We start from the raw sequence: 13,345 nt of genomic DNA on the forward strand, positions 1-13,345 counted from the left end.
TTGAGGCTGACTGCCCGAAAATGCCTTGCCTGCGCGGCGCCGTGGAGGGCGCCATCGCGGAATCTCTTGCCTGAACGTCCGGCGGACAACGCCTTCAAAAGGCGGCGCCGGAAGCAGAACGGCCGCCAGATAGCGGCCGTTCGGGTCAGATCAGGCGTTGCGGCGCTTCAGCACGGCGTCAACGACGGCTTCAGCGGTGATGCCGAAGTTTTTGTAGACGTCCTTGTAAGGCGCGCTGGCGCCGAAGCTCGACATGCCGACGAAGCCGCCGTTTTCGCCGATCACGGCGTCCCAGCCGAAGCGTACGCCGGCTTCAATCGCCACGCGCACCGGCGCGTCGCCGATCACCGCCTTGCGGACGTCCTCAGGCTGCTCAAGGAAGACGTCGAGCGAAGGCACGGAGACGACGCGCGCGGCGACGCCCTGGGCCTTGAGCTGCTCGCGGGCGGCCATCGCCAGTTCGACTTCCGAGCCGGAAGCGAAGATGCTGGCCTCGGCCTTGCCGCCTTCCGCCGGAGCCAGCTCATAGGCGCCGGCTTCGGAGAGGTTTTCCTGCACGTGATCGTGACGCACCTGCGGCAGGTTCTGACGCGAGAGCGCCAGCAGGGTCGGGCCGCTGGTGCGCTTGACGGCGATCTGCCAGGCTTCCGCCGTTTCGACCGTATCCGCCGGGCGGAACACGGCCAGGTTCGGCATGGCCCGCAGCGAAGCCAGGTGCTCCACCGGCTGGTGGGTCGGGCCGTCCTCGCCGAGACCGATCGAATCATGGGTCATGACGTAGATCGCCGGGATTTCCGCCAGGGCGGCGATGCGGATCGACGGCCGGCAATAGTCGGTGAAGACGAAGAAGGTGGCGCCGGCCGGGCGGAAGCCGCCGTGCAGGGCCATGCCGTTCATGGCCGCGGCCATGCCGTGCTCGCGGATGCCATAGTGGATATAGCGGCCGGCGAAATCGCCGGGGCTGATTTCCTTCAGGTTCTTCGTCTTGGTGTTGTTGGACGGCGTCAGGTCGGCCGAGCCGAGGATCAGCTCGGGAACCGCGACCGTGATCGCCTCAAGCGCGATCTCGCTGGCCTTGCGGGTGGCGACCGTCTGCGGATTGGCGATGAGGCTGCGCTTCAGCCCGTCGATGGCGGTGTCGAAACCGGCCGGGACGATGTGGTTGACGCGACGCTCGAACTCGGCGCGACGCGTCTCCGGCTGGGCGGCGAAGCGGGCGGTCCAGGCCTGGTGCACGGCGCTGTTGCGGGCGCCGGCGGCGCGCCAGGCGTTCAGGATGTCATCGGGAACCTCGAACGGGCCGTATTCCCAGCCGAGCTGCGCCTTGGCGGCGGCCAGCTCCGCGGCGCCCAGCGGCTCGCCATGGGCCTTTGAGGTGCCGGCGCGGTTTGGGGAACCAAAGCCGATCACCGTGCGGCAGGCGATCAGGGTGGGGCGGTCCGATTTCTGCGCCTGGTCGATGGCGGCGGCGATGGCCTCCGGATCGTGGCCGTCGATGCGCATGGCGTTCCAGCCAGCCGCCTCGAAGCGCTTCACCTGGTCGACGGAATCGGCCAGCGACAGCGGACCATCGATGGAGATGCCGTTGTCGTCGTGGAAAACGATCAGCTTCGACAGCTTGAGATGGCCGGCGAGGGCGATGGCTTCCTGGCTGACGCCTTCCATGAGGTCGCCGTCGGAGGCCAGCACATAGGTATGGTGGCTGACGAGGTCGTCGCCATACTCGGCGGCCAGCATGCGTTCGGCCAGCGCCATGCCGACCGAGGTGGCGATGCCCTGACCGAGCGGGCCGGTGGTGGTCTCGACGCCGGCGGTGACGAAGTTTTCCGGGTGGCCCGGGGTCGTCGAATGCAGCTGGCGGAACTTCTTGATGTCCTCAAGCGAGACACTGTCGTAGCCGGTCAGATACAGCAGCGCGTACAGCAGCATGGAGCCGTGGCCGGCCGACAGGACGAACCGGTCGCGATCCGACCAGTTTGGAGCCTTCGGATCAAATTTCAGGTAGCGCGTGAACAGCACCGTGGCGATGTCGGCGGCGCCCATGGGCAGGCCGGGGTGGCCGGAATTCGCCTTGTCGACGGCGTCCATGGCGAGCGCGCGGATCGCGTTCGCGAGGCGACGGTGTTCAACGGAATGGGTCATCTGGACGTCCGGTTGCGGCTGGATCTGGCTGGACGCGCCGCCTGCGGAAAACCGTACAGGACGCGCGCGGGCTAGATAGCACCTGCTGGACGCGAGTCAATGTAAGCGCCGATCAATCACGCGCAAAGCAGGCGTTCCTGGCTACATGACGCAAGGACATGGCGAAAACCAGGCGCGACCGCCGGCAGGGGCGGGTTTCCGCCTGGCGGACGGATTGGGCGGCGGCGGTTCCCGCCGCCGACGCCAATGTATTTGCAGCGCGCCCGCGCATCCCTTTTGCATCCGCGCCGGCTCAGGGGATATAAACGGGCGGCAGGCGAAGCAAAGCGCGGAGACCATGAATCTCAACGAGGCCCTGAAACGACTGGATGCGGCGCTGACGGCGCTGGAAGCGGCGGCTGCCCGTCGCGCCGAAGCGGACCGGCGCACCATCGACATCGAGACCGAACTGTCGCTGATGCAGGACGACAGGGCGCGGCTGGCTGTTGATCTGGACGGGGCCATGGCGCGGCTGGCCCGCCTGCAGGCAGCCGCCTCGGAGGTGGAAGAGCGGGTGGAGAGGGCGATCGGCGTGGTGACGGCGGTTCTGGCCGCCGATGAACGCGGGGAGGCCTGATCATGGCGCAACTTAATGTTTCCATCGCCGGCAAGATCTACCGCATGGCCTGCGCTGACGGCGAGGAGGATCACCTCGCCGGGCTGGCGGCGGAATTCGACCGTCGCGTCAGCGACATGCAGCAGGCGTTCGGCCAGATCGGCGATTTGCGCCTGCATGTGATGGCGGCGCTGACCGTGCTCGACGAACTGCAGGAAGTTCGCAAGCGTCTTTCCGAACATGATGCGGAAATGCGGGCCGTGCGCTCCGCCTTGGCGGGCGGCGACCAGCGCGTCGCCGACGCGGAAGGCCAGGCAGCGGCGGCGCTGATCCGGGTCAGTGAGCGAATCGAAAGCCTGGCGCGGGATCTCAACCCCATGTCGGTGTCCGGCGGCGCGGGGGCGGCGACCCCGGCTTTTGCGGTGACGCCGCCTGGCGATTGAGCCAACGACCGGGCGTGCGCTTCGGGCCATGACGCCGCAGTCAGCAGAATTGTGGGCGCCGGCGGGGCGACGCTCTGGAAAAAGCGGTGGGCGCGGCCTATTTTGCTGTTGCGGGGCTGTGAGGCCCGACAGGAGCATTTCCCCGGGGCCTTAACGATCCCAAGGGAGCTGTACCTGCCCAGGTCCGTGGACCTGGGCATACGGCGCCCACCTACTTTGTAGGTTTCCCGGGATCGCACTCCATCGGCCATTGTGGCTCCGCACATTTTTCCGCGCGTCCGTTCTGGCTCCGGTTCCGGCGCGGCGGTTGACCGCAGGCACATGACGCAGCAGTCAGCAAAACCCGCAGCGCTCCCGGACGCCGCCAGCACGCAGAAGGCGCTGCTGCGCGAACGGGCGCGGGTGATCCGCGACGCCATCTCCCCAGCCGAACGCGCCGCCGCCTCGCGCGCCATCGCCGCGCGCTTCATGGCCCACGCGCGCGATTTCCACGTCGACGGCGTCGTTTCCGCTTACTGGCCCATCCGCAGCGAAATCGATCCGCTGCCGCTGTTGCAAGCGCTGGCCGCCGCCGGCTTCGCCACCAGCCTGCCGGTCGTTGCTCATCCCACCCTGGTTTTCCGGATCTGGCGTCCGGGCGATCCGCTCGTCGACGCCGGCTTCGGCACGCGCGGCCCCAGTGGGGAAGCGCCGGAATGCGCCCCCGCGCTGGCGCTGGTGCCCTGCCTGGCGTTCGATCGGGCCGGCGGGCGGCTGGGCTATGGCGCGGGGCATTTCGACCGGGCGCTGGAGCGGTTGCGCGCCACGGGCCCCGTGCGGGCCGTCGCCCTGGCCTTCGCCGCCCAGGAAGTCGCCAGCGCCTTCAGCGAGGCCCACGACCAGCCGCTGGACGCGATTGTCACCGAGCGCGAACTGATCCGGCCGACGCGGGTCTGATCTGAACCTGAAGCTGGCTGGTCCTGGCGTTGTCGCATCCGCCGGGTTTTCCGGGGGCGCGCGCATGTTATGGAATGGAGGCGCGCAGCATGTTCCGCCTTCATGACGAGAGGCGGTATCTGGCGTCTGGCGTCGCTGTCGCGACTTCCGGCCAGATGCAACAGGGGTGTGGAGACGTCATGCGTTTGCTGTTTCTGGGCGATGTCTGCGGCCGGACGGGCCGACAGGTTGTGGCTGATCGTCTGCCGGGCCTGCGGTCGCGCTGGTCGCTGGACTGTGTGGTGATCAATGGCGAAAATTCCGCCGGCGGCTTCGGCATCACCGAGGCCATCTGCGACGGCCTGCTCGACGCCGGCGCCGATGTGGTGACCCTGGGGAATCACGCCTTCGACAACCGTGAAGCGCTGGTGTTCGCCGAGCGGCAGCCGCGCATGGTGCGCCCGGCCAATTTCCCGTCTGGCACGCCTGGCCGGGGCGCCACCATGATCGAAACCGGTTCCGGTCACCGCGTCATGGTGATGAACCTGATGGGTCGCATCTTCATGGATGCGCTGGACGATCCGTTCGCCGTGGCGGAGCGGGAGCTGGCGTCCTGCCCGCTGGGCGAGGCCTGCGACGCCATCATCATCGACTTCCACGCCGAGGCGACAAGCGAGAAGCAGGCTTTCGGCTATTTCGTCGACGGCCGCGCCACGCTGGTGGTGGGCACCCACACCCATACGCCGACCGCCGATCACCGCATCCTGTCAGGCGGCACCGCCTATCTGTCGGACGCCGGCATGTGTGGCGACTATGACAGCGTCATCGGCATGCAAAAAGAAGAGCCGGTGCGCCGCTTCCTGCAGAAAACGCCAGGCAGCCGATTCGAGCCGGCCGAGGGCGAGGCGACCCTGTGTGGCCTTGCCGTCGAGACCGATGAGCGGACCGGCCTGGCGATCCGCGTCGCGCCGGTGCGGCTGGGGCCGCATCTGGAGGAGGCGGTTCCGGCGTTCTGGGAGCCGTGAGCCAGAACCAGCCGGGCCGTTGTGCGGCCAGGTTGGAGCGCCTTCCGGCCGGACTGGGTCATCTGGCCGACCGGAAACGGCTCCAGACGGCGCAACGTGCGTCGCGCCGGACAACGTGCGTTGCGCCGACTTTGCCGGAGCATTTTCGCGCGTGCATTTTCGAGAAAAGTGGAGCCCGCTTTTCGTGAGGAAAATGCGTCAAATCAAAGCGATGGAGCATTTCAGGCGAACTGGTTTTCACCGGAAGCGCTCTAGCGACCGTCGCGATCGGGCGTGCGCGCCGCCTCGAACAGGAACCAGGTGCGGCGTTCGGCGGTGTCAATGAAGTTCTCAAGCAGACTTGTGGTGGCGCAGTCGTCGTGTTCGTCAGCGACCGCATGCGCCTTGCGCAGCGAGCGGATCAGCGTCTTGTTGTCATTGACCAGTTCGCGCAGCATGTCCTCGGGCGCGACATATTCGGCGTCATTGTCCTTGATGGCGGACAGGCGGGCGATGTGGCCGATGGAGCGCAGGGTGGTTCCGCCGATCTTGCGGGCGCGCTCGGCCAGTTCATCGGTGCTGGCGTAAATTTGTTCCGACTGCTCGTCGAGCATGAGGTGGTAGTCGCGGAAATGCGAGCCGCTCATGTGCCAGTGGAAATTTTTGGTCTTTACATAGAGCGCGAAGGTGTCGGCCAACGCCACCTTGAGCGCGTCGCTGATGGCCAGCACGGCTTCTGGCGCGAAGTCGGATGGGGTGTCGAGGCGGTTGGAGCCCGCGTCCCTGGCCGGCAATGACGACGCTTTCGATGGCGCGGCTGATTTGGCCGCTGCCTTGCCGGAAGCAACCGGGCTGGACCTGGTGACTCGTGAGCCGGACTTCGCGGTGCTGCGCGGGGTTGCGGTTCTGGCCATGTCGCTTCCTTCTCCCTCTCGTCCTGCCAATTCAGCTATCGCCAGTTTCCAGGCCGGAATGTCCATGCGGCGCCTTTCAGGTCGGGCTTTCCAGACCTGGGAGCCCGTCCGTGCGGCTGCAGTATTGGCGCAGCCATCGGGAACCGCGCCGCTGACGCCGTCCAGACTTGGCGATACTGACATGCATAAGTGCCTGAGCCACCGGTTGTTCCATCATCTGATGTTCAAATTTCCGCGCATCGCGGCGGGGTTCGCCTGAGGCAGAAACGGCGCGCCGCCAGGCTGATCGCGCGATGGGCGTCACAGGGCGCTTTTCATCGGGCGTCGCCTGGTCTTATAAGGACGCCATCAGGCGCGCCGCTATTGCGGCGGCGCCATCGTGTATTTGTGGCCTGCCGGCGGGTGGTCCGCGCCAGGGCCGGATCCGGTCACGAAGCCGCCTCCGCCGGACAGGCCGGAGAGCGAAAGACGGTCAGGTCACAGGCCGGCGTTTTGCGCCAATGTTTTGTTTTCGACGGGTTTTGTCAGGCCTGGCGACGCCAGCTTCGCCTGACGGTATTGCTGACAGGTGGGCCGCCGGCGGCGCCGGGCCCGGAAGGGATGATGAGGTCACATGGCCGGACATTCGCAGTTCAAAAACATCATGCACCGCAAGGGCAAGGCGGATGCGGCGCGCTCCAAGCTGTTCTCCAAGCTGGCGCGCGAAATCACCGTTTCCGCCAAGCTCGGCATGCCCGACCCGGCGATGAACCCGCGCCTGCGCGCCGCGATGCTGGCCGCCCGCGCCGAGAACATGCCCAAGGACAATATCGAGCGCGCCATCAAGAAGGCGCAGGGCGGCGACTCCGAGAACTATGAAGAGATCCGCTACGAGGGCTACGCTCCGGGCGGCGTCGCCGTCATCGTCGAGGCGCTGACCGACAACCGCAACCGCACCGCGTCCGACGTCCGTTCGATCTTCACCAAGGCGGGCGGCAGCTTGGCCGAGACCGGCGCCGTGTCCTTCATGTTCGACCGCGTCGGCGTCATCGAGTTTGACGCCGGCGTTGGCGACGCCGACGCCGTGCTGGAGGCCGCCATCGAGGCCGGCGCCGACGACGTGGCGTCTTCTGACGACGGCCACGAGATCATCACCTCGCAGGAGAGCCTGCATGAGGTGGCCAAGGCGCTTGAGGCGTCATTCGGCGACGCCCGCAAGGCGGCGCTGACCTGGCGGCCGCAGAACACGGTCGCGGTGGACGATGACGCCGGCGAGAAGATCCTCAGGCTGATCGACAATCTCGATGGTCATGACGACGTGCAAAACGTCTATGGCAATTTCGAACTGTCCGACGCGCTGATCGCGAAGATTTCCGGCGAGGACTGACCGGTCCGCCGGCGCCAGCGGCGACATGAAAGGGTGGTCCGCCAGGGCCGCCCTTTTTTGCGCGTTGACTGGATGTTCATAGTTTGTTCGGTCTAAATGGATCATGGCTACTGCACCGATTCGCATACTTGGCATTGATCCAGGCCTGCGCCGCACCGGCTGGGGCGTGATTGCCTCCGTCGGCACGCGTTTGAGCTTTGTCGCCTGCGGCTGCGTGCGCACCACCGACAGCGCCGGGCTGGCGTTGCGGCTGCGCGAACTGCACGATGGCCTCGCCGACGTGCTGGCCACGTGGGAGCCGGATGAGGTGGCGGTGGAGGAGACTTTCGTGAACAAGGATCCCCAGTCGACGCTCAAGCTCGGCCAGGCTCGCGGCGTCGCCCTGCTGGCGCCGGCGCTTTATGGCGCGCCGGTGTCGGAATATTCGGCCAACAAGGTCAAGAAAACGGTTGTGGGCGTCGGCCACGCCGAAAAGCAACAGGTGGAGGCCATGGTGCGGGTGCTGTTGCCGAAGGCGACGCCGGAGACCGCCGACGCCGCCGACGCGCTGGCGGTGGCGATCACCCACGCCCAGCACCGCGGCGCGGCGGAACGGGTGGCGCGCTTTGCCCTGCTGGCCGGGAGCGCGCGATGATTGGCAAGCTGAAAGGCGTCGTCGACAGTTTTGGCGAGGACCATGTCATTCTCGATGTGCAGGGCGTCGGCTATGTGGCGCATTGTTCCGCCCGCACCCTGCAGACCATGCCGCGGGTCGGGGAGGCGGCGACCCTCTCCATCGAAACCCATGTGCGCGAGGACATGATCCGCCTCTATGGTTTCCGCTCCGATCAGGAGCGGGAGTGGTTCCGTCTGCTGCAGAACGTGCAGGGCGTCGGCGCCCGCGTGGCGCTCGGCGTGCTTTCCGTGCTGGAGCCGGCGGCGCTGACCACGGCGGTGGCCATGGGAGACAGGGCGTCGGTTGGCCGTGCGCCCGGCGTCGGTCCCAAGCTGGCTGCGCGCATCGTCGCGGAGCTGAAGGACAAGGCGCCTGTCTTTGGCCATGTGGACCCTGGCGCGGCGCGGCTGGCGGCCGATGTGACGGAAGGCGCCGCTCGCGGGGCCGCGGCGGACGCGGTTTCGGCGCTGGTCAATCTGGGTTATGCCCAGCCCCAGGCGGCGACCGCGGTGGCGGCCGCCATGCGTGACGCCGGAGAGGAGGCGGAGGCGCGCACGCTGATCCGCCTCGGCCTGAAGCAACTGGCGCAAGGCGCCTGACCGGTCCTGTCTGGCCGGGGACGACGCCTGTTTGACGCGACGCATTTTCGTGAGGGGCGACTGTTGACCCGTCCGGGAATGCGCTGGCGGGACGACGGCCGTGAAGTGGAAAAGCAATGAGTGGAACGGGCGGCGGGAGCGGCAGGGGCGCGCCACGCGGAGCAGGGGCTCCCAGGGGCAAAGGCGCATCAGGTAAAGGCGCCGCGCGTGACGTCGGCCTCCAGGATGCGCCTGAACGGCTGGTTTCGGCCGAGGCGCGCGATGAAGACAGCGAGGGCTCGATCCGGCCGCTGGCGCTGGAGGAATTTATCGGCCAGGCCCAGGCCCGGGCCAATCTCGACGTGTTCATCCGCGCCGCCCGCACCCGCAACGACGCGCTGGACCACGTGCTGTTCGTCGGCCCGCCCGGGCTCGGCAAGACCACGCTCGCCCAGATCGTCGCGCGCGAACTGGGGGTCAATTTCCGCTCCACCTCGGGCCCGGTGATCGCCCGCGCCGGCGATCTGGCGGCGCAACTGACAAATCTTGAAGAACGCGACGTGCTGTTCATCGATGAGATCCACCGGCTCAATCCGGCGGTGGAGGAAATTCTCTACCCGGCGATGGAGGACTACCAGCTCGACCTGATCATTGGCGAAGGACCGTCGGCGCGTTCGGTCAAGATCGATCTGCCGAAGTTCACCCTGGTGGGCGCCACGACGCGGCAGGGTCTGCTGACGACGCCGCTGCGCGACCGTTTCGGCATTCCGATCCGGTTGCAGTTCTACACCGTGCAGGAGCTGGAGCTGATCGTGAAACGCGGCGCCCGGGTGATTGGCGTTGGCATGAGCGACGACGGCGCCAATGAGATCGCCCGTCGCGCCCGGGGCACGCCGCGCATCGCAGGGCGGCTGTTGCGGCGGGTGCGGGATTTCGCCGTGGTTGGCGGCGCTGACAAGGTGACGCGGGAGATCGCCGATCGGGCGCTCAGCCTGCTTGACGTCGACTCCATTGGCCTCGACCTGATGGACCGCAAATATCTCCGGATGATCGCCCTGTCGTTTGGCGGCGGGCCGGTGGGCGTGGAAACCATCGCCGCGGCCCTGTCGGAGCCACGCGACGCCATCGAGGAAATCATCGAACCCTACCTGATCCAGCAGGGCTTCGTGCAGCGCACGCCGCGTGGTCGCCTGTTGACGCCGCATGCTTTCCGGCATCTGGGGCTTGCGGAACCGGCCCCCGGCGCCGCCCAATACGCGCTGTTTCGGGATCAATCGGAAGAAGAGGCGTGAACCGATGAATTCGGCTGCAGAAAACAGCGGGCTGGAGCCGGCGTGCGGCGTGGTCGTCGATGGCAGGCATCTGCTGACGGTGCGGGTTTATTATGAGGACACCGACTTTTCCGGCATCGTTTACCACGCCAACTATCTCAGGTTCCTGGAGCGCGGGCGCACGGAGTCGTTGCGCGCCATTGGCGCCAACCAGTCGGTGATGCTGGCGGCGGGCGGCCTGTTCTTCGCCGTGCGCCGCATGACCATCGACTGGAAGCTGCCGGCGTTGATGGACGATGTGCTGACCATCGAAACCCGCACCCGTGAGATGCGCGGCGCTTCGATGATTATCGACCAGCGCATCCTGCGCGACGGCGTCGAGATTCTCACCGCCGAGGTGCGCGTCGCCGCCATCGTCGGCGGCAGACCGGCGCGCATTCCTGACGAAATCCGCACGCTGCTCGGCGGCGACTGACGCATGCAGTCCGGACTGGCGGCGTGGGGTCGCCGCAGCATGGGGCGTCGACGTTCAGGCTGACGCGGGTGAACAGTCCTGCGCCGGCCCGAACGGTTCTGCCTGTCAGAAAGCGTAGTTCAAGCTGAGGTTGACGGCGTGATTGACGGTCGAGGCCGCCGGTGGCGTAGCCGCCCGCCGCCAGGGCGCCGTCGCGATGCGCCTCCGACAGGCCTTGGCGTAGACGCCGCTGTGGCGGGCGCTGGCGGTGGCAGCGGCGAGCGTGATCGCCAGCGTGGCGGTGGCGGCCTGAAGCAGGTTCTGGCGCGTGCGGGAAGGGGCGCGGCCCGAGCTGGGCATGTTGGTCCTGTGCGGGAATCAGGAGGTCACGCATTGTGACGTCCGCCGCGTCAGGGGCTGCGCCATGTTCATGGCATGCCTGGCTGTTCCAGGGCGCCCACCCCCCCCAGGCTGGCGCAAATTGTCGCCGCCATGCAGCATGCTGGCGTGGCCGCCGATCTGGACCGTCCGCGCCGGCTTGCGGAAATGATCGAACGCGTTATGAGTTTTTCCAGCAGACGTCGGAAGCGATGCGGTCGGGGCGTCCCCCCTGGCTGGCGCGGCTCTCCAGAGCGTCGGTAAGGGAGAGAAACTGTGACGCGTTATTTGACCCGCACGCTGGTTGCGGCGGCCCTGGCCTGTGCGCCGGCTTTCGCTATCGCCGCCGAGAAGAAATACGATCAGGGCGCCACGGATACGGAAATCCGCCTTGGCCAGACCATGCCCTACAGCGGTCCCCTGTCCGCCCATGGCATCCAGGGCCGCACCGAGGTCGCCTATTTCCGCAAGCTCAATGAAGAGCAGGGCGGCATTAATGGCCGCAAGGTCAATCTGATCTCGCTGGACGATTCGTTCTCGCCGCCGAAGACCGTGGAGCAGACCCGCAAGCTTGTGGAGCAGGACGGCGTGCTCGCCCTGTTCGGCTCCAGCGGCACCGCCGCCCAGTCGGCCGTGCAGAAATACCTTAACAGCAAGAAGATCCCGCAGTTGCTGGTTTCCACCGGCGCCAACAAATGGAACCAGCCGAAGGCGTTCCCGTGGAGCACGCCCGCGTTCTTCCTCTATGGCACCGAGGGCGAGATTTTCGGCCGCTACGTCGCCAAGACGAAGCCCGAGGGCAAGATCGCCATCCTTTACCAGAACGATGACTTCGGAAAAGACTACGTCGCCGGCTTCAGGAAGGGCCTCGGCGACAAGGCGAAGAACATCATCAAGGAAGTGACCTACGAGCTGACCGACCCGACCATGGACAGTCAGGTGCTGGCGGCGAAGAATTCCGGCGCCGACGTGTTTTTCAACGTCAGTCTGGGCAAGGCGACGCCGCAGATTTTCAAGAAGGTGCACGAACTGAACTGGCAGCCGATGCATCTGGTGGTCAGCCCGTCCACCGGCCGCGTTTTCCTTGAAGCCGCCGGCCTCGACACGGTGCAGGGCATCATCGGCGCCACCGCCTACAAGCAGATGACCAGCCCGCGCTGGGCCAACGATCCGGACGTCATCGCCTACAAGGAGTTCCTCGCGAAGTATCTGCCGAACGAGGACAAGACCAACGAGATTGGTTTCGTCACCTATTCGTTCGCCCACGTCATGGCCCACATCCTGCGCGAGGCCGGCGACAACCTGACCCGTGAGAATATCCTGCGCGTCGCCACCAATCTGAAGAAGGTGCATGGCCCGGCGCTGCTGCCAGGCAGCGCTTACAACACCACGCCGGAAGATTACGTGCCGTTCAAGCGGCTGGAACTGCAGCAGTTCAAGGGCAACGACTGGGTGGTCCTCGAAGAGATGACCGCCGAGTAAACCCGGCGCCGCTTCCTGCCGGCCGGTTCTCCGCGAAGCCTGTCCCACATCGGGGCAGGCTTTTTTTTGCCTGGTCCATCCCGCCTGGCCCGGCGCCGTTCAACCTGTCTTAACCATGTTCGGATTTGATGGCGCCAACATCGCCACAGCTCGCGTCGCAGTCGGCTCTGTCATGGCAACTCCCATATGTGGCCAAGCTTTCGACAGAATCCGGGGTGAGGACACAGGGTGGACAAAGCGCCGTGAAGCGACCGGCGCCGCAACTGGACAGGTCGTGCATCCGTCTGGCGGAGCTGGCCGCCGGCGCATCCACCGCCGGGCGATCCCTGGCAGGACGGGGGTTTGCCTGTCTGATTGATGTGACGCCTTTTCGTCTTCGCGGCATCGGCAATCCCGCGCGGAACACGTTTCAGGCCGGAAGGAAGATTTATGAACCCCGTCGACGTAGCCCAGGTCGCCGCGCCGGTAACGGAAGTGTCGCTCTGGCACATGTTCTGGCAGGCCCACTTCGTGGTCAAGCTGGTGATGCTGGGGCTGGCTGGCGCATCGGTCTGGTGCTGGGCGATCATCATCGACAAGGCGTTGCTGTTCCGTCGCACCCGCGAGGAAATGAACGCCTTCGAGGACAATTTCTGGTCCGGCCAGTCGCTTGAGGAATTGTACCGCGCCGAAGCGCACGGGACGCCGACCGGCATGGCCGCGGTGTTCGTCGCCGCCATGCGCGAGTGGAAGCGCTCGTTCGAGGGCGCGGGACGCTCCATCGCCTCGCTGCCGCAGCGCATCGACAAGGTGATGGACGTATCGATCCAGCGCGAGATGGAGCGGCTGGAATCGCGGTTGCTGGTGCTGGCCACCATCGGTTCGTCGGCGCCGTTCATCGGCCTGTTCGGCACGGTGTGGGGCATCATGACGTCGTTCCGCTCGATCGCCGCTTCCAAGAACACCTCGCTTGCCGTGGTGGCGCCTGGCATCGCCGAGGCGCTGTTCGCCACCGCCATCGGCCTGATCGCCGCCATTCCGGCGGTGATCGCCTACAACCGCTACCAGGCGGAGGCGGCAAGGGCGCAGACGCGCCTGGAGGGCTTCGCCGACGAGTTCTCATCCATCCTGTCGCGGCAGATCGACGAGCGGCACGCGGCCTGATCGCC

General features: G+C 66.5%; 14 protein-coding genes and 1 other RNA gene. 12 read left to right on the forward strand and 3 right to left on the reverse strand.

Going from position 1 to position 13,345, the window contains the following annotated elements; all coding sequences use genetic code 11:
* Positions 1-150: 150 nt before the first annotated feature.
* Positions 151-2,166: a transketolase gene (tkt, locus tag IE243_RS09710; RefSeq protein ID WP_280514587.1), complete on the reverse strand. Its 2,016-nt coding sequence runs from the start codon at positions 2,164-2,166 to the stop codon at positions 151-153.
* A gap of 313 nt (positions 2,167-2,479) precedes the next feature.
* Between tkt and IE243_RS09715 the strand changes: the two genes are divergently transcribed.
* From IE243_RS09715 to IE243_RS09735, 5 genes are all read left to right on the forward strand, one after another.
* Positions 2,480-2,758 carry a DUF4164 family protein gene (locus IE243_RS09715; RefSeq protein WP_191319148.1) on the forward strand — a complete coding sequence of 93 codons (279 nt, stop codon included), beginning with the start codon at positions 2,480-2,482 and terminating at the stop codon, positions 2,756-2,758.
* Between the two features lie 2 nt (positions 2,759-2,760).
* Complete coding sequence (locus IE243_RS09720; RefSeq protein WP_191319149.1) at positions 2,761-3,180, forward strand: cell division protein ZapA; 420 nt, start codon at positions 2,761-2,763, stop codon at positions 3,178-3,180.
* A 110-nt stretch (positions 3,181-3,290) separates the two neighbouring features.
* Positions 3,291-3,443: non-coding RNA, 6S RNA (ssrS, locus tag IE243_RS09725), on the forward strand.
* Positions 3,444-3,501: 58 nt separating this feature from the next.
* Complete coding sequence (locus IE243_RS09730) at positions 3,502-4,116, forward strand: 5-formyltetrahydrofolate cyclo-ligase (RefSeq protein ID WP_191319150.1); 615 nt, start codon at positions 3,502-3,504, stop codon at positions 4,114-4,116.
* A gap of 179 nt (positions 4,117-4,295) precedes the next feature.
* Positions 4,296-5,120 (forward strand): TIGR00282 family metallophosphoesterase, encoded by an 825-nt coding sequence (locus IE243_RS09735; protein WP_191319151.1) that lies wholly within the window; start codon positions 4,296-4,298, stop codon positions 5,118-5,120.
* A gap of 251 nt (positions 5,121-5,371) precedes the next feature.
* On the opposite strand, the gene IE243_RS09740 is transcribed toward IE243_RS09735, so the two are convergent.
* Positions 5,372-6,013, reverse strand: a complete 642-nt coding sequence (locus IE243_RS09740) for a Dps family protein (RefSeq protein WP_191319152.1) — start codon at positions 6,011-6,013, stop codon at positions 5,372-5,374.
* A 613-nt stretch (positions 6,014-6,626) separates the two neighbouring features.
* Between IE243_RS09740 and IE243_RS09745 the strand changes: the two genes are divergently transcribed.
* The 5 genes from IE243_RS09745 (at position 6,627) to ybgC (ending at position 10,358) form a co-directional block, all read left to right on the forward strand.
* Positions 6,627-7,379 (forward strand): YebC/PmpR family DNA-binding transcriptional regulator, encoded by a 753-nt coding sequence (locus tag IE243_RS09745; protein WP_191319153.1) that lies wholly within the window; start codon positions 6,627-6,629, stop codon positions 7,377-7,379.
* A gap of 103 nt (positions 7,380-7,482) precedes the next feature.
* A complete protein-coding gene (gene ruvC / locus IE243_RS09750) occupies positions 7,483-8,013 on the forward strand; it encodes a crossover junction endodeoxyribonuclease RuvC (RefSeq protein WP_191319154.1) in 531 nt (176 codons plus the stop codon).
* Positions 8,010-8,633: a Holliday junction branch migration protein RuvA gene (gene ruvA / locus IE243_RS09755; RefSeq protein ID WP_191319155.1), complete on the forward strand. Its 624-nt coding sequence runs from the start codon at positions 8,010-8,012 to the stop codon at positions 8,631-8,633. The genes ruvC and ruvA overlap by 4 nt, the downstream gene beginning before the upstream one ends.
* Positions 8,634-8,749: 116 nt before the next feature.
* A complete protein-coding gene (gene ruvB / locus IE243_RS09760; RefSeq protein WP_191319156.1) occupies positions 8,750-9,904 on the forward strand; it encodes a Holliday junction branch migration DNA helicase RuvB in 1,155 nt (384 codons plus the stop codon).
* Between the two features lie 4 nt (positions 9,905-9,908).
* A complete protein-coding gene (ybgC, locus tag IE243_RS09765; protein ID WP_191319157.1) occupies positions 9,909-10,358 on the forward strand; it encodes a tol-pal system-associated acyl-CoA thioesterase in 450 nt (149 codons plus the stop codon).
* Between the two features lie 105 nt (positions 10,359-10,463).
* Here ybgC and IE243_RS09770 read toward each other — a convergent pair whose 3' ends face one another.
* Positions 10,464-10,697: a hypothetical protein gene (locus tag IE243_RS09770; RefSeq protein WP_191319158.1), complete on the reverse strand. Its 234-nt coding sequence runs from the start codon at positions 10,695-10,697 to the stop codon at positions 10,464-10,466.
* 294 nt (positions 10,698-10,991) lie between these two features.
* On the opposite strand from IE243_RS09770, the gene IE243_RS09775 reads away from it, so the two are divergent.
* A complete protein-coding gene (locus tag IE243_RS09775; RefSeq protein ID WP_244643028.1) occupies positions 10,992-12,197 on the forward strand; it encodes an ABC transporter substrate-binding protein in 1,206 nt (401 codons plus the stop codon).
* 429 nt (positions 12,198-12,626) lie between these two features.
* Positions 12,627-13,340: a protein TolQ gene (tolQ, locus tag IE243_RS09780; RefSeq protein ID WP_191319159.1), complete on the forward strand. Its 714-nt coding sequence runs from the start codon at positions 12,627-12,629 to the stop codon at positions 13,338-13,340.
* The last annotated feature ends 5 nt before the right edge of the window (positions 13,341-13,345 follow it).

Source organism: Camelimonas fluminis, assembly GCF_014656355.1.
Classification (GTDB): Bacteria; Pseudomonadota; Alphaproteobacteria; order Rhizobiales; family Beijerinckiaceae; genus Camelimonas; species Camelimonas fluminis.